The following is a 21,460-nucleotide window of genomic DNA, read 5'->3' on the forward strand; positions in this document are numbered from 1 at the left end:
TGGGAGGACCCGCAGAAGCGCAAGGCGCACACGAGCCCGGAATACGATGCGATTCTTCCCAGTTTACCTCTTGCTGGCCCTGTTCGCGCCCGGCATGGCGTTTTCCGCCGATTACGGCGACGCGCTGGCACCCTTGCTGGAAGGCGAGTTCGCGCTGCAGCAGGGCCAGCACACCAGCGCCGCGCAGGCCTATGTGCGTGCCGCCGAGCAAAGCCCGGACCCGGCAGTGGCTGAACGTGCTGTTCAGGTGGCGCTGGCCGCCCGCGACGCAGCGCAGGTGCGGCAGGCGCTGGCGCGCTGGCAGATGCTGGCCAGTTCACAGCCGGCACAGGATGCAGCCTGGCTGAGGCTGGCGCTGCTGGAAAGCGACCACGCCGCTGCCCGAACGGTGATGGCGCGTCTGCTGCAACGCGAGGAAGGTTGGCGCCAGGTGGCTGCGGCACTGGCCGGCTCGCAGGAGCCCGAGCGTGCCTCACGCCTGCTGGGTGAACTGTTGCAGCAGGGGCAATTGCCGCAGCGCATGGAAGCCTGGCTGGCATTCGGCGGGGTTGCGCTGCGACTCAAGGACAGCTCGCTGTATGGCGAACTGGCACAGGCCGCCGCCGCCGGCTTCCCGGAAGATCCGCGCGCGCTGGCGTGGCGGGCCGAGGATGCGATCAGTCGCGGTGACGACGAAGACGCGCGCCGTGCGCTGCAAGCGGCACTGGCGCTGCCGGATCTGGGCGCATCCGAACGGTTGACGATCGCCGCGCAGTTCGATGCCCTGGGCGATCCGGCGGCGGCTGCGGCCGCGCTGGATATCGGGCTTGAGGACGATCGCGTTCTGGGCTCGCGTGCCGCTTATCTGGCGCGGGCCGAAGACGAGGCCGGGCTGGCGGCGCTGTATGAACGGGCGGTGGCACAGACTGCTCCCGAGTCCGCTTCGCCAGCGCGTCTGTACCTGCTCGGGCAACTGGCGGAAATGCGCGAGGACGACCCGGCGGCATTGGCCTGGTATCGCAGCATCCGTGGTGGTTTGCAGCGCGATCAGGCGCAATTGCGCATCGCGGCGCTGCTGGACAAATCGGGTGAACATGCCGCCGCCCAGGCGCTGCTGCGCCAGGTGCAGGCCGGTGACAGCGAATGGGGCGACATCATCCGCGACGCCTACCTGCTGGAGGCCGAGCTGGCGCGCAATGCCGGTGATGGCGTGGCCGAACTGAACGCCTTGAACCGCGGCCTGGGGATCTTCGAGGATGATCTGATGCTGCGTTATTCGCGCGCGCTGGCGTTCGAGCGCATGGATCGGGTCGAAGAAGCGGTCGCCGACCTTCGCCAGCTGCTGGCCGAAGCGCCGGACGATGCGGATTTCCTCAATGCGCTGGGTTACACCCTGGTCGACCGCACCGAGGCGATCGATGAAGGTCTGGAGCTGATCGAACAGGCCATCGCGCTCAAACCCGATTCGGCGCCAATCCTGGACAGTCTGGGCTGGGCCTTGCACCGCCATGGTCGCAATGTCGAGGCCCTGCCGCATCTGAAACGCGCTTTCGAACTTCAACGCGATGCTGAGATCGCGGCGCATTTGGCCACCGTGCTGTGGCTGCTGGGGCAAGCCGATGAAGCGCGTTCGATTCTGCGCCTTGGGCAGGAGATTGACGCCGACAACCGCGCGCTGCGTGGTGCGCTGGAGATGATAGTTCCATGATCGCGATGGTGCGGGTCATGGCGGTGGCCGTATTGCTGGCCGGGCTGGTTGCGTGCAGTGCGCCGGTACGGCCTTCGCTGGCGCCGGATCAGGAAGCGGCCATGGCGCAGCAGCAGCGCCGCGAGGCCGCATTGGCGCAACAGGATCGCTGGCGGCTGTCGGGCCGGATCGCGGTATCCAGCGATGGTGATGGCGGCAGCGGGCGGCTCGAATGGGTGCAGGACGGCGAAACCTTCGAGATTTCGTTGCGCGCCCCGGTCACGCGGCGCAGCTGGCGGCTGGTCGGCACACCGGGTTTCGCCCGGATCGAAGGCCTGGATGTCGGCCCGCAAACGGCGGCCAGTGCCGAAATCCTGCTGGCCGAATACGTCGGCTGGACGATTCCGCTGGATGACCTGCGCGCCTGGGCCCGCGGCGCCCGCGCGCAGGGGCCGGCGCAGGTCGATTTCGATGTGGCGCAGCGCCCGGTACAGATCCGCCAGCACGGCTGGACCATCGATTACCGCGCCTGGGGAGATGAAGGCGATCCGGTGCTGCCGCTGCGCGTGTTCGCCGAGCGCGGCGGACAGCGGGTGCGGTTGCAGGTGGACCAGTGGCAGCTGATGGCGCAGCCATGAACATGCCAACGCGATGCCGGTTTCATCTGGGGCCGGCGCTCACGCTGCGGGCAGGGCGGCGGGGTTTGGTGTGAATCAAGCAACAGAAGACGGTTGGAGCCATTGGCCGGCACCGGCCAAGCTCAACCTGTTCCTGCATATTACCGGCCGCCGCGCCGACGGCTATCACTGTCTGCAAACCGTGTTCCAGTTGCTGGACTGGGGCGATCAGGTGGCGCTGAGGATCCGTGCCGACGGCCGGATCCGGCGCGAACAGGGCGCAGCCGGAGTGCCTGAAGAACAGGATCTGGCGGTGCGCGCGGCGCGGGCGCTGCAACAGGCCAGCGGTTGCGCGCTGGGTGCGGATATCGCGATTGAAAAGCACATTCCGCAAGGCGGCGGGTTCGGTGGCGGCAGTTCGGATGCGGCGACGGTGCTGGTGGCGCTGAATCATCTGTGGCGGCTGGAACTTCCGCTGGAAGCCCTGGCCCGGATCGGGCTGGCGCTGGGTGCCGATGTACCGGTGTTCGTGCACGGCCGCAGCGCGTTTGCCGAAGGCATCGGCGAGCTGCTGACGCCACTGCCGCTGCCGACGCGCACCTATCTGCTGGTGGATGTCGGTGTGACCGTGCCCACGGCTGAACTTTTCGCGTCGCCTGATTTGACCCGCGATGCACCGTCCGCGACAATATCCGACTTCGTTTCAGGTTCCGTGCGCGGCAATGTGTTCGAGCCGGTGCTGCGCTGCCGCAGCCCGCAGATCGCTTCCGCGCTCGACCGGCTGGCAGCGTTTGGTACGCCGCAGGTCACTGGAACCGGTGGTGGCCTGTTCCTGGCCTGTGCCGATGCGTCTGCCGCTCGCCGCGTGCAGACCCAGCTTGATCCGCGCTGGCGGAGCTGGATCGCGCAGGGTGTGGACGTGTCACCACTGCATGCATGGCTGGCGCAATATGCGCTGCCGCGATAATCACGCAATGGCGGGCACGCCCGACGTTGCACAGGCATTTCGGATTTCCGGGCTGCCAGACCAAAGATCACTGGGGCGTCGCCAAGCGGTAAGGCACCGGGTTTTGATCCCGGCATTCGCAGGTTCGAATCCTGCCGCCCCAGCCAGACCAGATGCCATCCGTCGCGGCGGGTGGTGGCACGGGCCGGCAACCGCTGGCTCCGGCTCAAGTTCGATCCAAACGGCGCCGGCGGGTGCCAGTCAGGTGCGCTGTGGACGTGGATACCAACGGTTTGCTGATCTTCTCGGGCAACGCCAACCGGGCGCTGGCACGCGAGGTATGCCGTGACCTGGGCGTACGCCTGGGCAAGGCGATGGTTGGCACCTTCTCCGATGGCGAAGTCCAGGTGGAGATCGAGGAAAACGTCCGTCGGCAGGAAGTGTTCGTGATCCAGCCCACCTGCGCGCCCAGCGCGGAAAACCTGATGGAGCTGCTGGTGCTGATCGATGCGCTCAAGCGCGCCAGCGCCGCCAGCGTCACCGCCGTGGTGCCGTATTTCGGCTACGCACGGCAGGACCGCCGGCCGCGTTCGGCGCGGGTGCCGATCACCGCCAAGGTGGTGGCGAAGATGTTTTCTTCGGTGCACACCGACCGGGTGCTGACGGTGGACCTGCACGCCGACCAGATCCAGGGATTCTTCGATTTCCCGGTCGACAACGTCTATGCCTCGCCGCTGATGCTGGCCGATATCTGGCGTACCCACGGCACCCACAACCTGATCGTGGTGTCGCCCGACGTGGGCGGCGTGGTGCGCGCCCGGGCGATGGCCAAACGGCTGGACGACGCCGACCTTGCGATCATCGACAAGCGCCGCCCGAAGGCCAATGTGGCCACGGTGATGAACATCATCGGCGACGTCGAAGGCAAGACCTGCGTGCTGGTGGACGACATCGTCGATACGGCCGGCACCCTGTGCGCGGCGGCGGCGGCGCTGAAGGCCAATGGCGCCCGCAAGGTGGTGGCCTACTGCACCCACCCGGTGCTGTCCGGCCCGGCCATCACCAACCTGGAGGCATCGGAACTGGACGAACTGGTGGTCACCGACACCATCCCGCTGGGTGAGGCTGCGCGCGCCTGTTCGCGCGTGCGCCAGCTCAGCGTGGCCGAGCTGCTGGCGGAAACCATCCGTCGCATCGCATTCGGCGAATCGGTCAGCTCGCTTTACGTGGATTGATTTTTCGGGAACAGGAAGTCGGGAACAGGAAAGGGTTGGGGCGCAGGGCGCTGCTCACCGACTCTCCATTCCCGCGTCCCATTCCCATCCATTCGACTCGTCTGGTCGCGGACGAGTCACTTTCCCGCCGCGAGGCGGAACCATTGCAACAACAGGAAACGACAACAATGTCTCAAGTCATCAAGGTTGAACACCGCGAAGATGCAGGAAGGGGTGCGAGCCGCCGCCTGCGCCGCGCGGACAAGGTGCCGGCCATCGTGTATGGCGGCGAACTGGGCCCGGTTGCGGTGCAGCTGGAGCACAACGATGTCTGGCTGGCGCAGCAGAACGAGTGGTTCTATTCCTCGATCCTGGATCTGAGCCTCAATGGTGATGTGCAGAAGGTGCTGCTGCGCGATATGCAGCGTCATCCGGTCAAGGCCCGCATCCTGCATCTGGACTTCCAGCGCGTCATGGCCGACGAGGCCATCCGCGTGCAGGTGCCGCTGCACTACATGAACCAGGAAAACTCGCCGGCCGGCAAGTCCAGCGGCGTGGTGATCATGCACGAGCTGACCGAAGTCGAAGTGTCCTGCCTGCCGGGCAACCTGCCGGAGAACATCGAGGTCGACCTGTCGGAGCTGAAGGAAGGCGATGTCATCCACCTGTCCGCGATCACCCTGCCCGAGGGTGTGGAGATTCCGTCCCTGAAACTGGGTCCGGATCACGACGTGGCCATCGTGGTGGCGCGCAAGCTCAAGGGTCAGGCTGAATCCGACGACGAAGTCGGGTCGGAAGGCGGGGACGGCGAAGCGGACGCCGAGCAGAAGTGATCGCGCGGCCCCGGGCATGAACCCATGCCCGGGGCCAACGCGGGCAACGCATGGCTGCATTCCGTCTCATCGTCGGGTTGGGCAATCCCGGCGCCGAATACGCCCAGACCCGGCACAACGCCGGCTTCTGGTTCGCCGATGCGCTGGCACAGGCTGCGCAGGCGCGTTTCGGTATCGAAAGCCGTCTGCACGGCGAAGCGGCGAAGCTGGATATCGGGGGTGCGTCGGTCTGGTTGCTGAAGCCAGCCACGTTCATGAACCGCAGTGGCCAGTCGGTGGCCGCAGCACTGCGCTACTTCAAGATCGAGCCTGAGCAGATGCTGGTCGCGCACGATGAACTGGACCTGCCGCCGGGCACCGCGCGGCTCAAGTTCGACGGCGGCCATGGTGGACAGAACGGCCTGCGCGACATCGTTGCGCACCTGGGGCATGGACACTTCCACCGCTTGCGGCTTGGCATCGGCCATCCCGGCAACAGGGACAAGGTGACGCCCTGGGTACTGGGACGGCCCGGCCGCGATGACGAGGCATCGATCCTGCGCGCCATCGACGATGCACTGGCGGTTCTGCCACTGCTGATGGCCGGTGACACCAACGAGGCGATGAAGCGGCTGCATACGAGCAGGGATTAGCGATTGGGGATTCGGGATTTGGCAAGGCGCGCGCTTTTCCGAATCCCGAATCCCGAATCACCAATCCCGGATCCAAGTACATGGGCATCCAATGCGGCATCGTGGGGCTTCCGAACGTCGGCAAGTCCACGCTTTTCAATGCGCTTACCCGCGCCGGCATCGCGGCGGCGAACTTCCCTTTCTGCACGATCGATCCGAACGTCGGTGTGGTGCCGGTGCCGGACCCGCGTCTTGATGAGCTGGCCAAGATCGTCAAGCCGCAGAAGACGATCCCGACCGCGGTCGAGTTCGTCGACATCGCCGGCCTGGTGGCCGGTGCCAGCAAGGGCGAAGGCCTGGGCAACAAGTTCCTGGCCAACATCCGCGAAACCGACGCTATCGCGCATGTCGTGCGCTGCTTCGAACACGGTGACATCGTGCACGTGGCCGGCAAGGTCGACCCGATCGCCGACATCGAAACGATCGACACCGAGCTGGCGCTGGCCGATCTTGAATCAGTCGAGAAGGCGCTGAACCGCTACGAGCGCGCCTCCAAGGCCGGCGACAAGGACGCGATCGTGCGGCGCGATTTGCTGGTGCGGGTGCGTGCCCATCTGGATAACGGTCAGCCGGTGCGCTCGATGGGCCTGTCCAGCGATGAGGCCGGCCTGTTGCGTGAGCTGTTCCTGCTCACCGCCAAGCCGGTGATGTACATCGCCAATGTGCGCGAGGATGGCTTCCAGGACAATCCGCACCTGGATGCAGTGCGCGCGCGGGCTGAGGGTGAGGGCGCGCAGGTGGTGCCGGTGTGCGCCGCGATCGAGGAGGAACTGTCGCAGCTGGACGAGGAGGACCGCGACGTGTTCCTGGCCGACATGGGGCTGGAGGAGCCAGGCCTTGACCGCGTCATCCGCGCCGCCTATGCCTTGCTGGGGCTTCAGACCTACTACACCGCCGGGGTCAAGGAAGTGCGCGCCTGGACGGTCAAGCGTGGCGCCACCGCGCCGCAGGCCGCAGCTGTGATCCATACTGACTTCGAAAAGGGTTTCATCCGGGCCGAGACCATCGCCTACGAGGACTTCATCCGCTACAAGGGCGAGGCCGGTGCCAAGGAAGCCGGGCGGCTGCGGCTGGAAGGCAAGGATTACATTGTCAAGGATGGCGATGTGCTGCACTTCCGCTTCAATGTCTGAAGCCTGATGGCAGGAAAAGCGGAATCCAGCGGCGCAATGCATTGACATCCGCGCCAAGCCGATAGAAAATAAGCGGCTCGTTCGGAGGGATACCCAAGCGGCCAACGGGGGCAGACTGTAAATCTGCTGGCTTACGCCTTCGGTGGTTCGAATCCACCTCCCTCCACCAATCGCCCAGGCCCTGTGCCTGTCCGGTTGGAGCAAGATTTCAAGGCGCCACGTGGCTTGCGCGTGTGGCGTGAAGGTTCCGCAGGTGCGGGAGTAGTTCAATGGTAGAACCTCAGCCTTCCAAGCTGATGGTGCGGGTTCGATTCCCGTCTCCCGCTCCAATTGGACTTGTTCCCGCATCCGGCCACAGCACAGCTGTGGCGCAGATTGCGGAGGTGGCTCAGGCCACGGCAGGCAAGCGGTCGACGTGAGTTGGCCGGGTTTCAAATCTGCTCATGTAGCTCAGTCGGTAGAGCACTTCCTTGGTAAGGAAGAGGTCGCTGGTTCGATTCCAGTCATGAGCACCATTCCGGCCATGCCAGCCAGCGGTTGGTGTGGCTTTTTGTCCAACCAGAACGCATCGGAATCAAGCAATCATGGCCAAGGGTAAGTTCGAGCGCACCAAGCCGCACGTGAACGTGGGCACGATCGGTCACGTGGACCACGGCAAGACGACGCTGACGGCAGCACTGACGAAGGTGGGGGCCGAGCGTTTCGGCGGCGAATTCCGCGACTACAGCGCGATCGACAAGGCGCCGGAAGAAAAGGCGCGCGGCATCACGATCTCCACCTCGCATGTGGAATACGAGTCCCCGACCCGTCACTACGCGCACGTGGATTGCCCGGGACACGCCGACTACGTCAAGAACATGATCACCGGTGCCGCGCAGATGGATGGTGCGATCCTGGTGTGCTCGGCTGCCGACGGCCCGATGCCGCAGACCCGCGAGCACATCCTGCTGTCGCGTCAGGTTGGCGTGCCGTACATCGTCGTGTTCCTGAACAAGGCCGACATGGTGGACGATGCCGAACTGCTGGAACTGGTCGAAATGGAAGTGCGCGAGCTGCTCTCCAAGTACGACTTCCCGGGCGACGACACCCCGATCATTTCCGGTTCGGCACTGAAGGCGCTGGAAGGCGACCAGTCCGAGATCGGCGTGCCGGCGATCCTGAAGCTGGTCGACGCACTGGATACCTGGATTCCCGAACCGCAGCGCGACGTGGACAAGACCTTCCTGATGCCGGTGGAAGACGTGTTCTCGATCTCCGGCCGTGGCACCGTGGTGACCGGTCGCATCGAGCGCGGCATCATCAAGGTGGGTGACGAGGTGGAAATCGTCGGCATCCGTCCGACCGTGAAGACCACGGTGACGGGCATCGAGATGTTCCGCAAGTTGCTTGATCAGGGTCAGGCAGGTGATAATGCCGGGCTGCTTCTTCGCGGCACCAAGCGCGACGACGTGGAGCGTGGCCAGGTGCTGGCCAAGCCCGGTTCGATCAACCCGCACACCGAGTTCGAAGCCGAGGTGTACGTGCTGAGCAAGGACGAGGGTGGTCGTCACACGCCGTTCCTGCGTGGCTACCGTCCGCAGTTCTACTTCCGCACCACGGACGTGACCGGTGCGTGCGAGTTGCCGGAAGGCGTCGAGATGGTGATGCCCGGCGACAACGTGAAGATGACGGTGACGCTGATCGCACCGATCGCGATGGACGAAGGTCTGCGTTTCGCTATCCGCGAAGGTGGCCGCACCGTCGGCGCCGGCGTGGTGGCGAAGGTCATCAAGTAATATCCAGGGAGCTCCCGGGCTCCGGGTCCGGGATTCGCAGCTGCCAGACGGCGCGCGAATCCCGCCCTGATCACGGGTTTTCCATCCCGGCGCAGGTGGGTCAAGAATCCGCCTGCGCTTGAGTGTTTCACACGCCAGTAGCTCAATTGGCAGAGCAGCGGTCTCCAAAACCGCAGGTTGGGGGTTCGAGTCCCTCCTGGCGTGCCACTTCGCGTAAAGATCCGGATGAATGTGAAGGCTGAAAATCACGAATCGTCGCAAGTCGGGGATGTTGCCAAGTACGTAGTGGCTGTGCTGCTCGTGGTGGCGGGCATCGTCGGCTTTTACTGGTTTGCGGCCTGGGCCACGCCGCTGCGTGCATTGCTGCCGCTGGTGGGAGTGATCGCGGCAGTTGCCGTGTTCGCGATGACGGCCAAGGGCCGCGTCGCACGCGACTATCTGGGCGAGGCGCGCTTCGAACTGCGCAAGGTGATCTGGCCCACGCGGCAGGAAACCATTCGCACCACGATCATGGTGCTCATCGTTGTCGTCCTAGTGAGTCTGCTGCTGGGCGTCATCGACTTCTTCATCTCTGGTGGCCTGCGCCTCCTGTTGCGGATCTGACGGAGGCGGCAATGGCCAAGCGCTGGTATGTGGTACACGCCTATTCGGGCTTTGAACACCAGGTTGCACGCGCGCTCAAGGAGCGCATTGTCCGTGCCGGCATGGAGGATCGCTTCGGCGATGTGCTCGTGCCCACCGAAGAGGTGGTCGAGATGCGCGGTGGCCAGAAGCGCAAGTCCGAGCGCAAGTTCTTCCCCGGTTACGTGCTGGTGCAGATCGAAACCTCGGGCGAGGGCGGTGGCCTGCGCATTGATGACGAGAGCTGGCATCTGGTGAAGGAAACTTCCAAGGTGATGGGCTTCATCGGTGGCACTGCGGATCGTCCGCTGCCGATCAAGGACAGTGAGGCCGACACCATTCTGCAGCGCGTGCAGGACGGGGTCGAAAAGCCGCGTCCCAAGGTGCTGTTCGAGCCAGGCGAGATGGTCCGTGTGGTGGATGGGCCGTTCAACGATTTCAACGGTACGGTCGAGGAAGTCAACTACGAGAAGAGCCGCCTGCGTGTGGCGGTGCTCATCTTTGGCCGGTCGACCCCGGTTGATCTGGATTTCAGTCAGGTCGAAAAGGCCTGATTGCCTCGCTTGCGCCCTGCGGGGTGTTGGTGCGGGCAGGATTTGCTATAGTACGCGGCTGGCCGATGCCAGCGTCGCGCGGTGCCGTGACAGCGGCTTTTGCAGCACGTTGCGGTATCGGAGAAAACGCGAAGTCGGGACGCGTGATTCCCGATCCGATGGGGAGCCTGAAGCCCAGGCGCTAGCACCCGGAGAAGAACATGGCAAAGAAAGTTGTCGGTTACATCAAATTGCAGGTGAAGGCCGGTCAGGCCAACCCCAGCCCACCGGTCGGTCCGGCCCTGGGCCAGCGCGGCCTGAACATCATGGAATTCTGCAAGGCGTTCAACGCCGCCACGCAGAAGATGGAGCCGGGTCTGCCGATCCCGGTGATCATTACCGCCTATTCGGACCGCAGCTTCACCTTCATCACCAAGACGCCACCGGCCACGATCCTTCTGAAGAAGGCCACGGGTGTGCAGTCCGGCTCCAAGCGTCCGAACACCGAAAAGGTGGGCAAGATCACCCGCGCCCAGCTCGAGGAAATCGCCAAGGCCAAGGAGCCTGATCTTACCGCCGCATCGCTGGATGCCGCCGTGCGTACCATCGCCGGCAGCGCACGCAGCATGGGCCTGAGCGTCGAGGGATAAGACATGGCAAAGATCAGCAAGCGATTCAAGGCGCTCAACGCCACCGTGGTCCCGGGCAAGGCCTATCCGCTGGATGAGGCGCTGGGCATTCTGAAGGACAACAGCAAGGTCAAGTTCGTCGAGTCGATCGACGTGGCCGTTCGTCTGGGCGTGGATGCACGCAAGTCCGACCAGCAGGTGCGCGGTTCCACCGTGCTGCCGGCCGGTACCGGCAAGAGCGTGCGCGTGGCGGTGTTCTGCCCGCCGGGTGCGAAGGCCGATGAGGCTTTGGCCGCCGGTGCCGATGTGGTCGGCATGGACGATCTGGCCGAGAAGATGCAGGGCGGCGATCTGAACTACGACGTGGTCATTGCCACGCCGGATGCGATGCGCGTGGTCGGCAAGCTCGGCACTGTGCTGGGTCCTCGCGGCCTGATGCCCAACCCCAAGGTTGGCACGGTTTCCCCGGACGCGGCACAAGCCGTTCGCAATGCCAAGGCCGGCCAGGTGCGCTACCGCACCGACAAGGCCGGCATCATTCATTGCACCATCGGCAAGGCCGATTTCGAAATCGAAGCGCTGAAGTCCAACCTCAATGCGCTGCTTTCGGACCTGGTCAAGGCCAAGCCGGCCACTGCCAAGGGCCAGTATCTGCAGAAGGTGTCGCTGTCCAGCACGATGGGCAAGGGCATCGTCGTGGATCAGAACACCCTGGCGCTGGCCAAGTAAGACAGTTGGCCTCGTTCCGGGCGGCACGCGCAGCGCGCGGCAGGTACGGGAACGAAGCCGACGCAACACGGAGCGGTGGCAACACCGTTCCAGATGTTTTGAAGGCCCCATGCAGTGATGCATGGGCGCCGTCAAAGACCGCAGGCGCGGTCGCATTGCCCGCAAGGGCGGGGCGTCCGCTTAATCCGTCCGTCCGGACAGGCCTGCGCAGATGGTGTCGCCTTCTGGAGTTTTTCTGGTTGACGCGTGTCCGGAGTTTTTCCGGCCCGGCTTCTCCAGGTCCAGTACGGCCACCAAGGAATGTCACACGGCATTCCCGGCGTCCAGGAAGGATGCCGACAAGGACCGCGAGCGGCAGGAGCCGCGAGCGGAGTTCACCAGGAGGAGTGTTATGGCTCTCAATCTGTCCCAGAAGAAGGAAGTCGTCGCCGAACTGGCCGACGTCGCCGCCAAGGCCCACTCCCTGATCGCTGTCGAGTACAAGGGCACCACGGTCGAACAAATGACCGCGATGCGCAAGAAGGCTCGTGAAACCGGTGTGTTCCTGAAAGTTGTCAAGAACACCCTGGCCTCGCGCGCCATTGCCGGTACCGAATACGAATGCGTCAAGGACGCACTCGTCGGTCCACTGCTGTATGCATTCTCGACCGAGGAGCCCGGCGCTGCCGGACGCCTGATCAAGGAATTCGCCAAGGGCAACGACAAACTGCAGCCGAAGGTCGTCGCCGTGGGCGGCGAGATGTACCCGGCCAGTCATGTCGACGTGCTGGCATCGCTGCCGACCCGCGAGCAGGCCCTGGCCATGCTGGCGCGTCTGCTGGCCGAACCGGCGAGCATGTTCGCCCGTGCGGTCAAGGCGGTGGCCGACAAGCAGGGTGGTGGCGAAGAAGCCCCCGCTGCTGCCGAAGCCGAGACGGCCTAATCACACAACTGCGGTTTCTGCCGCATCCCAGAAACTCACCAATAGGTAAATCAACATGTCCCTGTCCAACGAACAGATCGTCGACGCCATCGCCGAGAAGTCCCTCCTCGAAGTGATGGACCTGGTCAAGGCGATCGAAGAAAAGTTTGGCGTGTCCGCCGCTGCCCCGGTTGCCGTGGCTGCCGGTCCTGCCGCTGCCGGCCCTGCCGCTGAAGAGCAGACCGAGTTCAACATCGTGCTCAAGTCCGCTGGCGACAAGAAGGTCGACGTCATCAAGGCCGTGCGTGCCATCACCGGTCTGGGCCTGAAGGAAGCCAAGGATCTGACCGAAGCTGGCGGCGTCCTGAAGGAAGGCGTCAGCAAGGAAGAAGCCGACAAGTTCAAGAAAGATCTCGAAGCGGCTGGCGCCACCGTCGAAGTCAAGTAAGCGGCGCCTTGCGTCGTTTGTCTGCTTCGGCCAAAGCCTGAAGCCTGGGGGCGAAAGCCCCCGGGCTTTGTCCGTTAGTAGCTGCAAGGGTTTGAGGATTGGCGCCGGTGCCTTGTCCGGTCCGAACTGAACCAGGCGTCCTGCGCCGGACCCAATCCTCAGGCCCTGTTATCAGGCATTCCGTTTTTTTCCCGCCGGCCCCATGCCGGCAGCAACGTCGAGGCGGTACCCGATCATGACCTACTCGTTCACCGAAAAGAAGCGCATCCGCAAGGATTTCAGCAAGCGTCCCTCGATTCTCGGGGTGCCCTATCTGCTCGCAATCCAGGTCGATTCCTATCGTGAATTTCTCCAGGAGCACATCGCGCCGGCCCAGCGCGATGAGCGAGGCCTGCACGCCGCGCTGAAGTCGGTATTCCCGATTTCCAGCTACAGCGGCAATGCGGCACTGGAATATGTCAGCTACAAACTCGGGGAGCCGCCGTTCGACGAGCGCGAATGCCGCAACCGGGGCCTGTCCTATGGCGCGCCGCTGCGCGTGACCGTGCGCCTGGTGATCTACGACAAGGACAGCCCGGCCAGCAACAAGGCGGTCAAGTATGTGAAGGAGCAGGAGGTCTACATGGGCGAAATGCCGCTCATGACCGACAACGGCACCTTCATCATCAACGGCACCGAGCGCGTCATTGTTTCCCAGCTGCACCGCTCGCCCGGCGTGTTCTTCGACCACGACCGCGGCAAGACGCACAGCTCGGGCAAGCTGCTGTACAGCGCCCGTATCATTCCCTACCGCGGTTCCTGGCTGGACTTCGAGTTCGACCCGAAGGACGCGCTGTTCACCCGTATCGACCGTCGCCGCAAACTGCCGGTGACGATCCTGCTGCGTGCGCTGAACTACACCAACGAGCAGATGCTGGAGATCTTCTATGAGACCAACCAGTTCAACCTGCTCAAGGAAGGCGCCGAGCTGGCGCTGGTGGCCGAGCGTCTGCGCGGCGAAACCCTGAACTTCGACGTGGTGGCCGGTGACAAGGTCATCGTCGAGGCCGGCAAGCGCATCACCGCGCGCCACGTCAAGCAGCTGGACCAGTCGGGCATCAAGACGCTGGAAGTGCCGGATGAATACCTGGTTGGCCGCATCCTGGCGCACGACATCGTCGACGCCAAGACCGGCGAAGTGCTGGCCCAGGCCAACGATGAACTGACCGAAGAGCAGTTGGAACTGCTGCGCAAGGCCGGTGTGGAAAGCCTCGCTACGCTGTGGGTCAACGACCTGGATCGTGGTCCGTACATTTCCAACACGCTGCGCATCGACCCGACCCGCACCCCGCTGGAAGCACTGGTCGAGATCTACCGCATGATGCGTCCGGGCGAGCCGCCCACCAAGGATGCCGCACAGAACCTGTTCCAGAACCTGTTCTTCAGCTTCGACCGTTACGACCTGTCCGGCGTGGGCCGGATGAAGTTCAACCGTCGCGTCGGTCGCAAGGAAGTGGAAGGCTCGGGCGTCCTGGACAACGAAGACATCCTGGCCGTGCTGAAGGTGCTGATCGACATCCGCAACGGCAAGGGCATCGTCGATGACATCGACCACCTGGGCAACCGTCGCGTGCGTTCGGTCGGCGAGATGGCCGAGAACACCTTCCGCGTCGGCCTGGTCCGCGTTGAACGCGCGGTGCGTGAGCGCCTGTCGCTGGCCGAATCCGAAGGCCTGACTCCGCAGGAACTGATCAACGCCAAGCCGGTCGCGGCGGCGGTCAAGGAGTTCTTTGGCTCCTCGCAGCTGTCGCAGTTCATGGACCAGAACAACCCGCTGTCGGAGGTCACCCACAAGCGCCGCGTCTCGGCGCTCGGCCCGGGCGGCCTGACCCGCGAACGCGCCGGCTTCGAAGTGCGCGACGTGCACCCGACCCATTACGGTCGCGTCTGCACCATCGAAACCCCGGAAGGCCCGAACATCGGCCTGATCAACTCGTTGGCCGTGTACGCCCGCACCAACAAGTACGGTTTCCTGGAAACCCCGTACCGCAAGGTGGTGGACGGCAAGGTCACCGACCAGATCGAATACCTGTCGGCGATCGAAGAGGCCGAGTACCCGGTGGCGCAGGCCAACTCGCTGCTGACGCCCGAAGGCGGCTTCGTCGATGCCTTCGTGCCTTGTCGTTTCCAGGGTGAATCGCTGCTGCGTGCCGCAAGCGAAATCCGCTATATGGACGTCTCGCCGATGCAGACCGTGTCGGTTGCGGCGGCGCTGGTGCCGTTCATCGAGCACGACGACGCCAACCGCGCACTGATGGGCGCCAACATGCAGCGCCAGGCGGTGCCGACGCTGCGTGCCCAGACTCCGCTGGTGGGTACCGGCATGGAGCGCTATGTGGCGCGCGACTCCGGCGTCAACGCGATCGCCCTGCGCGGTGGCGTGGTCGACCAGGTCGACGCCGGCCGCATCGTAGTGCGTGCGCACGAGGACGAAGTGGGCGAGAACGACGCCGGCGTGGATATCTACACGCTGACCAAGTACACCCGCTCCAACCAGAACACCTGCATCAACCAGCGCCCGCTGGTGAATGTGGGCGACGAAGTGGCGCGTGGCGACGTGCTGGCTGACGGCCCGTCCACCGACATCGGTGAACTGGCGCTGGGTCAGAACATGCTGGTCGCGTTCATGCCGTGGAACGGCTACAACTTCGAAGACTCCATCCTGCTGTCCGAGCGCGTGGTCACCGAGGATCGCTACACCACGATCCACATCGAGGAGCTGACCTGCGTTGCGCGCGACACCAAGCTGGGTCCGGAGGAAATCTCGGCCGACATCCCGAACGTCTCCGAGCAGGCGCTGAACCGCCTGGACGAATCCGGCGTGGTCTACATCGGCGCCGAAGTGCAGGCCGGCGACATCCTGGTCGGCAAGGTCACGCCCAAGGGCGAGGCCCAGCTGACTCCGGAAGAAAAGCTCTTGCGCGCGATCTTCGGCGAAAAGGCGTCCGACGTTAAGGACAGCTCGCTGCGCGTGCCGCCGGGCATGGACGGCACCGTCATCGACGTGCAGGTCTTTACCCGCGACGGTATCGAGAAGGACAAGCGTGCGCGCCAGATCGAAGACATGGAGATCAAGCGCGTCAAGAAGGACTTCGACGATCAGTTCCGCATCCTGGAAGGCGCCATTTTCGACCGTCTGCGCTCGCAGATCGTCGGCCGCATGGCCAACGGTGGTCCGGTCGGCCTGAAGAAGTCCGAGATCACCGACAGCTATCTGGACAGCCTGAAGAAGGACGAGTGGTTCTCGATCCGGATGAAGGACGAGGATGCGGCCGAAGCGATCGAGAACGCGCAGAAGCAGATCGAGGCGCACAAGAAGGAATTCGAGAAACGCTTCGCCGACAAGCGCGCCAAGATCACCGCCGGTGACGACCTGGCGCCAGGCGTGCTGAAGATGGTCAAGGTGTTCCTGGCCGTGAAGCGTCGTATCCAACCGGGCGACAAGATGGCTGGCCGTCACGGCAACAAGGGTGTGGTCTCGATGATCAAGCCGGTCGAGGACATGCCGTTCATGGAAGACGGCCGCTCGGTCGACATCGTGCTGAACCCGCTCGGCGTGCCGAGCCGCATGAACATCGGGCAGGTGCTGGAAACGCATCTGGGCTGGGCCGCCAAGGGCTTGGGCGAGAAGATCCAGCGGATGCTCGACGAGCAGCGCAACATCGCCGAAGTGCGTGGTTTCCTGGACGAAATCTACAACCACGATCTGGGTGTCCGTGGCGATAAGCGTGAAGATCTGGCACAGCTGTCCGATGCCGAGGTCGACACCCTGGCGCGCAACCTGACCCACGGTGTGCCGATGGCCACGCCAGTGTTCGACGGTGCCGAGGAGTCGGAGATCAAGGCCATGCTGCGTCTGGCCGATCTGCCCGAATCCGGCCAGGCCACGCTGTACGACGGCCGCACCGGCGAAGCCTTCGACCGCAAGGTCACGGTCGGCTACATGTACATGCTCAAGCTGAACCATCTGGTCGACGACAAGATGCACGCGCGCTCGACCGGCCCGTACTCGCTCGTCACCCAGCAGCCGCTGGGCGGCAAGGCGCAGTTCGGCGGCCAGCGTTTCGGCGAGATGGAAGTCTGGGCACTGGAGGCCTACGGCGCGGCCTACACCCTGCAGGAAATGCTGACGGTGAAGTCCGACGACGTGCAGGGCCGCAACCAGATGTACAAGAACATCGTCGACGGCAATCACGAAATGACGGCGGGCATGCCCGAATCGTTCAACGTGCTGGTCAAGGAAATCCGCTCGCTGGCGATCAACATCGAGCTGGAAGAGAACTGAGGGCAGGGAATGGGGAATCGGGAGCCGGGAATCGTGGCCGCGCGCAGCGCGCGGTGACCACCCTGACCTCCCGGCTCCCCGCTTCTGACCATTCCCGATTCTCGACTCCCAATTCCCGGAGAAAGTCATGAAAGATCTGCTCAACCTGTTCAATCCTCAGCGCCAGACGCTGGACTTCGACGGCATCCGCATCGGCCTGTCTTCGCCGGACCTGATCCGTTCCTGGTCCTATGGCGAGGTCAAGAAGCCGGAGACGATCAACTACCGCACCTTCAAACCCGAGCGCGACGGCCTGTTCTGTGCCGCGATTTTCGGTCCGGTGAAGGACTACGAATGCCTGTGCGGCAAGTACAAGCGTATGAAGCACCGTGGCGTGGTGTGTGAAAAGTGCGGCACCGAGGTCACCCTGGCCAAGGTGCGGCGCGAGCGCATGGCGCATATCGAACTGGCCACGCCGGTGGCGCACATCTGGTTCCTGAAGTCGCTGCCGTCGCGCATCGGCCTGATGCTGGACATGACGCTGCGCGACATCGAGCGCATCCTGTACTTCGAAGCCTATGTGGTGATCGATCCGCGCACCGTGCTGGAACTGGAGCGCGGCCAGCTGCTGACCGAAGAACAGTATCTGCAGGCGGTACAGGACCACGGCGACGAGTTCGACGCGCGCATGGGCGCCGAAGCCGTGTTCGAGCTGCTCAAGTCGATCGACCTGAACGCCGAACTGCTGCAACTCAAGGAAGACATTGCCAGCACCAACAGCGAAACCAAACTCAAGCGTCTATCCAAGCGCATCAAGCTGGTCGAGGCGTTCCTGGAATCCGGTAACCGCCCCGAGTACATGGTCATGACCGTGCTGCCCGTGCTGCCGCCGGACCTGCGCCCGCTGGTGCCGCTGGACGGTGGCCGCTTCGCCACCTCCGATCTGAACGATCTGTACCGCCGCGTCATCAACCGCAACAACCGCCTCAAGCGCCTGCTGGAACTGTCGGCGCCGGACATCATCGTGCGCAACGAAAAGCGCATGCTGCAGGAGTCGGTTGACGCGCTGCTGGACAACGGCCGTCGCGGCCGTGCCATCACCGGCACCAACAAGCGCCCGCTGAAGTCCCTTGCCGACATGATCAAGGGCAAGCAGGGCCGCTTCCGCCAGAACCTGCTCGGCAAGCGCGTCGACTACTCGGGCCGTTCGGTCATCGTGGTCGGCCCGACCCTGCGCCTGCACGAGTGTGGCCTGCCGAAGAAGATGGCACTGGAGCTGTTCAAGCCATTCATCTTCTCCAAGCTGCAGCGCCGCGGCCTGGCCACGACGATCAAGGCCGCCAAGAAGCTGGTCGAGCGCGAAGAAGCCGAAGTCTGGGACATCCTGGAAGAAGTCATCCGCGAGCACCCGGTGCTGCTGAACCGCGCCCCGACCCTGCACCGCCTCGGCATCCAGGCGTTCGAGCCGGTGCTGGTGGAAGGCAAGGCCATCCAGCTGCATCCGCTGGTGTGTACCGCCTTCAACGCCGACTTCGACGGCGACCAGATGGCCGTGCACGTGCCGCTCTCACTGGAAGCCCAGCTGGAAGCGCGCGCGTTGATGATGTCCACCAACAACATCCTGTCGCCGGCCAACGGCGAGCCGATCATCGTGCCATCGCAGGACGTGGTGCTGGGCCTGTATTACATGACCCGCCAGCTCATCAACAAGAAGGGCGAGGGCATGGTGTTCGCCAACCTGTCCGAGGTGAAGCGCGCCTACGACAACCGCGTGGTCGAACTGCATGCCGCGATCAAGGTGCGCATCCCGCACACCGAAAAGGATGAAAACGGCGAGCTGGTCAACATGAACACGATCGTGGACACCACGGTCGGGCGCGCGCTGCTGGCCGAGATCCTGCCCGAAGGCCTGCCTTTCGAGCTGATCAACACCGAGCTGAAGAAGAAGGCCATCAGCGGCCTGATCAACGAGTGCTACCGCATCCTGGGCCTCAAGGAGTCGGTGATCTTCGCCGACAAGCTGATGTACACCGGCTTCCGCTACGCCACCCGTGCCGGCGTGTCGATCGGTATCGACGACATGCTGATCCCGGACGAAAAGAAGGACATCCTGGCCACAGCCGAAGCCGAAGTGCTGGAAATCCAGCAGCAGTACGCCTCCGGCCTGGTGACCGCCGGCGAGCGTTACAACAAGGTTGTGGACATCTGGTCGCGCACCAACGAACAGATCGCCGCGGCGATGATGAAGGGCATCGGCACCGAGCAGGTGACCGACGCCGAAGGCAGGCAGGTCGACCAGAAGTCGATGAACTCGCTCTACATCATGGCCGATTCCGGCGCGCGTGGTTCGGCGGCCCAGATCCGCCAGCTGGCCGGCATGCGCGGCCTGATGGCCAAGCCGGACGGCTCCATCATCGAGACCCCGATCATCGCGAACTTCCGCGAGGGCCTCGACGTGCAGCAGTACTTCAACTCGACCCACGGCGCGCGCAAGGGCCTGGCCGATACCGCACTGAAGACCGCCAACTCCGGTTACCTGACCCGCCGTCTGGTGGACGTGGCCCAGGACGTGGTCATCACCGAAGACGACTGCCAGACCGTGAATGGCCTGACCATGACCCCGATCGTGGAAGGCAGCGACATCGTCGAGCCGCTGCGTGACCGTGTGCTCGGCCGCGTTGTGGCCGAAGACGTCTACGCTCCCGGCAATGACGAGGATCCGATCGTCACCCGCAATACGCTGCTGGACGAACGCCTGGTCGCACGGCTGGAGGACTCCGGCGTGCAGTCGGTGAAGGTGCGCTCCACCATCACCTGCGAATCCAGCTTCGGCGTCTGCGCGCTGTGCTACGGCCGCGACCTGGCCCGTGGCCATCTGGTCAACAAGGGCGAAGCGGTGGGTGTCATCGCCGCGCAGTCGATCGGTGAGCCGGGCACGCAGCTGACGATGCGTACCTTCCACATCGGTGGTGCCGCTTCGCGTGCCGCTGCGGTGGACAGCGTTTCGGTGCGCACCACCGGTACGGTGAAGTTCAACAACCTCAAGACCGTTGCGCACAATGCCGGCCACCTGGTGGCGGTGTCGCGCTCGGGTGAAATCTCGGTGCTCGATACCCAGGGCCGTGAGCGCGAGCGCTACAAGCTGCCCTATGGTGCGGTGCTCAACGCCAAGGACGGCGACGACGTCAAGGCTGGTCAGACCGTGGCCAACTGGGATCCGCACAACCACCCGATCGTGTCGGAAGTGGCTGGTTTCGTGCGCTTCATCGATTTCGTCGAAGGCATCACGATCATCGAGAAGACCGACGAGCTGACCGGCCTGGCCAGCGTCGAGGTCACCGATCCGAAGCGTCGCGGCTCGGCCGGCAAGGACCTGCGCCCGATCGTGCGCATCGTCGATGCCGATGGCAACGACTGCACCATCCCAGGCACCGACCTGCCGGCGCAGTACCTGCTGCCGCCGCGTGCGGTGCTGACGCTGCAGAACGGCGCAGCAGTGGAAGTCGGTGACGTGGTGGCGCGCATTCCGCAGGAAGCCTCCAAGACCCGCGACATCACCGGTGGTCTGCCGCGCGTGGCCGACCTTTTCGAGGCGCGCAAGCCGAAGGATCCGGCGATCCTTGCCGAGATTTCCGGCATCGTCAGCTTCGGCAAGGAGACCAAGGGCAAGCAGCGCCTGGTCATTACCGATGACGAGGGTGGCAACGAGCACGAGGAGCTGATTCCCAAGTATCGCCAGATCATCGTGTTCGAAGGCGAGCGCGTGACCAAGGGCGACACCGTGGTCGATGGCGAGCCCAATCCACAGGACATCCTTCGCCTGCTGGGCGTGGAGCAGCTGGCCTCCTACCTGACCAAGGAAATCCAGGACGTCTACCGCCTGCAGGGCGTGAAGATCAACGACAAGCACATCGAGACGATCATTCGCCAGATGCTGCGCAAGGTTGAAGTCGTCGACAAGGGCGACAGCAACTACCTGCGCGGTGAGCAGGCCGAGCGTCAGCGCGTGATCGAGGACAACGAGAAGTTGTTGGCCCGCAACGAGCTGCCGATCCAGTACGCCCCGGTGCTGCTGGGCATCACCAAGGCCTCACTGGCAACCGAATCGTTCATCTCGGCCGCCTCCTTCCAGGAAACCACCCGTGTGCTGACCGAGGCTGCGGTACGTGGCACACGCGACAGCTTGCGCGGTCTGAAGGAAAATGTTATCGTTGGCCGCTTGATTCCCGCAGGTACGGGTCTTGCCTACCACAGCAAGCGCCGCAGCGGGGCTCAGTTGAGTGAATCCGATCTGGATGCTCTTCGCACGGCTTCGGCTCCGGCTGAAACCGCAGGTGAAGCCGTCGGCGACTGATCGCTCGCCCGGGAGGGATTCCCGGTGATGACATAACGAAAAGAGGCGCAGGATGCGCCTCGTGTTCGGGCCATGGAATGCCAGGAG

Annotated in this window: 16 protein-coding genes and 5 tRNA genes; all 21 read left to right on the forward strand. The window is 64.1% G+C overall.

All coding sequences use genetic code 11. The features are described from left to right. Nucleotides 1–46 precede the first annotated feature (46 nt). The 21 genes from WDB66_RS04735 to rpoC all read left to right on the forward strand — a co-directional run bounded on the left by WDB66_RS04735 (nt 47) and on the right by rpoC (nt 21,373). Nucleotides 47–1,687 (forward strand): tetratricopeptide repeat protein, encoded by a 1,641-nt coding sequence (locus WDB66_RS04735; RefSeq protein WP_339397384.1) that lies wholly within the window; start codon nt 47–49, stop codon nt 1,685–1,687. After that, nucleotides 1,684–2,304, forward strand: a complete 621-nt coding sequence (gene lolB / locus WDB66_RS04740; RefSeq protein ID WP_339397385.1) for a lipoprotein insertase outer membrane protein LolB — start codon at nt 1,684–1,686, stop codon at nt 2,302–2,304. The genes WDB66_RS04735 and lolB overlap by 4 nt, the downstream gene beginning before the upstream one ends. 70 nt (nt 2,305–2,374) lie before the next feature. Continuing rightward, the gene (ispE, locus tag WDB66_RS04745) at nt 2,375–3,250 is read left to right on the forward strand and encodes a 4-(cytidine 5'-diphospho)-2-C-methyl-D-erythritol kinase (RefSeq protein WP_339397386.1); all 876 of its coding nucleotides are present in this window, start codon (nt 2,375–2,377) and stop codon (nt 3,248–3,250) included. Nucleotides 3,251–3,321: 71 nt separating this feature from the next. Further along, nucleotides 3,322–3,396 (forward strand) — tRNA-Gln (locus WDB66_RS04750). Nucleotides 3,397–3,507: 111 nt separating this feature from the next. Beyond that, on the forward strand, nt 3,508–4,464 hold the full coding sequence (locus WDB66_RS04755; RefSeq protein WP_339397387.1) for a ribose-phosphate diphosphokinase: 957 nt from the start codon (nt 3,508–3,510) through the stop codon (nt 4,462–4,464). A gap of 167 nt (nt 4,465–4,631) precedes the next feature. Then, nucleotides 4,632–5,276 carry a 50S ribosomal protein L25/general stress protein Ctc gene (locus WDB66_RS04760; protein WP_339397388.1) on the forward strand — a complete coding sequence of 215 codons (645 nt, stop codon included), beginning with the start codon at nt 4,632–4,634 and terminating at the stop codon, nt 5,274–5,276. Nucleotides 5,277–5,326: 50 nt separating this feature from the next. Next, complete coding sequence (gene pth, locus WDB66_RS04765) at nt 5,327–5,908, forward strand: aminoacyl-tRNA hydrolase (protein WP_339397389.1); 582 nt, start codon at nt 5,327–5,329, stop codon at nt 5,906–5,908. Nucleotides 5,909–5,988: 80 nt separating this feature from the next. After that, nucleotides 5,989–7,080 (forward strand): redox-regulated ATPase YchF, encoded by a 1,092-nt coding sequence (gene ychF, locus WDB66_RS04770; RefSeq protein WP_339397390.1) that lies wholly within the window; start codon nt 5,989–5,991, stop codon nt 7,078–7,080. Between the two features lie 83 nt (nt 7,081–7,163). Next, nucleotides 7,164–7,249, forward strand: a tRNA-Tyr gene (locus WDB66_RS04775). Nucleotides 7,250–7,335: 86 nt separating this feature from the next. After that, nucleotides 7,336–7,409: transfer RNA gene (locus WDB66_RS04780), tRNA-Gly, on the forward strand. Between the two features lie 110 nt (nt 7,410–7,519). Then, nucleotides 7,520–7,595 (forward strand) — tRNA-Thr (locus WDB66_RS04785). Between the two features lie 69 nt (nt 7,596–7,664). Further along, nucleotides 7,665–8,855 carry an elongation factor Tu gene (gene tuf / locus WDB66_RS04790; protein WP_339397391.1) on the forward strand — a complete coding sequence of 397 codons (1,191 nt, stop codon included), beginning with the start codon at nt 7,665–7,667 and terminating at the stop codon, nt 8,853–8,855. A gap of 131 nt (nt 8,856–8,986) precedes the next feature. Further along, nucleotides 8,987–9,062: transfer RNA gene (locus WDB66_RS04795), tRNA-Trp, on the forward strand. 18 nt (nt 9,063–9,080) lie between these two features. Continuing rightward, nucleotides 9,081–9,458 carry a preprotein translocase subunit SecE gene (secE, locus tag WDB66_RS04800; protein WP_339397392.1) on the forward strand — a complete coding sequence of 126 codons (378 nt, stop codon included), beginning with the start codon at nt 9,081–9,083 and terminating at the stop codon, nt 9,456–9,458. An 11-nt stretch (nt 9,459–9,469) separates the two neighbouring features. Then, complete coding sequence (gene nusG, locus WDB66_RS04805; RefSeq protein ID WP_339397393.1) at nt 9,470–10,030, forward strand: transcription termination/antitermination protein NusG; 561 nt, start codon at nt 9,470–9,472, stop codon at nt 10,028–10,030. A gap of 200 nt (nt 10,031–10,230) precedes the next feature. Beyond that, nucleotides 10,231–10,659, forward strand: a complete 429-nt coding sequence (gene rplK / locus WDB66_RS04810) for a 50S ribosomal protein L11 (protein ID WP_339397394.1) — start codon at nt 10,231–10,233, stop codon at nt 10,657–10,659. Nucleotides 10,660–10,662: 3 nt separating this feature from the next. Next, nucleotides 10,663–11,367 (forward strand): 50S ribosomal protein L1, encoded by a 705-nt coding sequence (gene rplA / locus WDB66_RS04815; RefSeq protein WP_339397395.1) that lies wholly within the window; start codon nt 10,663–10,665, stop codon nt 11,365–11,367. A 391-nt stretch (nt 11,368–11,758) separates the two neighbouring features. Next, on the forward strand, nt 11,759–12,289 hold the full coding sequence (gene rplJ / locus WDB66_RS04820; RefSeq protein WP_339397396.1) for a 50S ribosomal protein L10: 531 nt from the start codon (nt 11,759–11,761) through the stop codon (nt 12,287–12,289). 55 nt (nt 12,290–12,344) lie between these two features. Next, nucleotides 12,345–12,716 carry a 50S ribosomal protein L7/L12 gene (gene rplL, locus WDB66_RS04825; protein ID WP_339397397.1) on the forward strand — a complete coding sequence of 124 codons (372 nt, stop codon included), beginning with the start codon at nt 12,345–12,347 and terminating at the stop codon, nt 12,714–12,716. A gap of 232 nt (nt 12,717–12,948) precedes the next feature. Continuing rightward, on the forward strand, nt 12,949–17,040 hold the full coding sequence (gene rpoB / locus WDB66_RS04830; protein WP_339397508.1) for a DNA-directed RNA polymerase subunit beta: 4,092 nt from the start codon (nt 12,949–12,951) through the stop codon (nt 17,038–17,040). A 127-nt stretch (nt 17,041–17,167) separates the two neighbouring features. Next, nucleotides 17,168–21,373: a DNA-directed RNA polymerase subunit beta' gene (gene rpoC, locus WDB66_RS04835; RefSeq protein ID WP_339397398.1), complete on the forward strand. Its 4,206-nt coding sequence runs from the start codon at nt 17,168–17,170 to the stop codon at nt 21,371–21,373. Nucleotides 21,374–21,460: the final 87 nt, after the last annotated feature.

Source organism: Denitratimonas organivorans (assembly GCF_037478135.1).
GTDB lineage: Bacteria > Pseudomonadota > Gammaproteobacteria > Xanthomonadales > Xanthomonadaceae > Denitratimonas.

Coding starts and splice junctions, on each gene's coding strand:
- WDB66_RS04735 (WP_339397384.1), top strand. CDS start 47: ATGCGATTCTTCCCAGTTTACCTCTTGCTGGCCCTGTTCGCGCCCGGC.
- lolB (WP_339397385.1), top strand. CDS start 1,684: ATGATCGCGATGGTGCGGGTCATGGCGGTGGCCGTATTGCTGGCCGGG.
- WDB66_RS04760 (WP_339397388.1), top strand. CDS start 4,632: ATGTCTCAAGTCATCAAGGTTGAACACCGCGAAGATGCAGGAAGGGGT.
- pth (WP_339397389.1), top strand. CDS start 5,327: ATGGCTGCATTCCGTCTCATCGTCGGGTTGGGCAATCCCGGCGCCGAA.
- ychF (WP_339397390.1), top strand. CDS start 5,989: ATGGGCATCCAATGCGGCATCGTGGGGCTTCCGAACGTCGGCAAGTCC.
- tuf (WP_339397391.1), top strand. CDS start 7,665: ATGGCCAAGGGTAAGTTCGAGCGCACCAAGCCGCACGTGAACGTGGGC.
- secE (WP_339397392.1), top strand. CDS start 9,081: ATGAATGTGAAGGCTGAAAATCACGAATCGTCGCAAGTCGGGGATGTT.
- nusG (WP_339397393.1), top strand. CDS start 9,470: ATGGCCAAGCGCTGGTATGTGGTACACGCCTATTCGGGCTTTGAACAC.
- rplK (WP_339397394.1), top strand. CDS start 10,231: ATGGCAAAGAAAGTTGTCGGTTACATCAAATTGCAGGTGAAGGCCGGT.
- rplA (WP_339397395.1), top strand. CDS start 10,663: ATGGCAAAGATCAGCAAGCGATTCAAGGCGCTCAACGCCACCGTGGTC.
- rplJ (WP_339397396.1), top strand. CDS start 11,759: ATGGCTCTCAATCTGTCCCAGAAGAAGGAAGTCGTCGCCGAACTGGCC.
- rplL (WP_339397397.1), top strand. CDS start 12,345: ATGTCCCTGTCCAACGAACAGATCGTCGACGCCATCGCCGAGAAGTCC.
- rpoC (WP_339397398.1), top strand. CDS start 17,168: ATGAAAGATCTGCTCAACCTGTTCAATCCTCAGCGCCAGACGCTGGAC.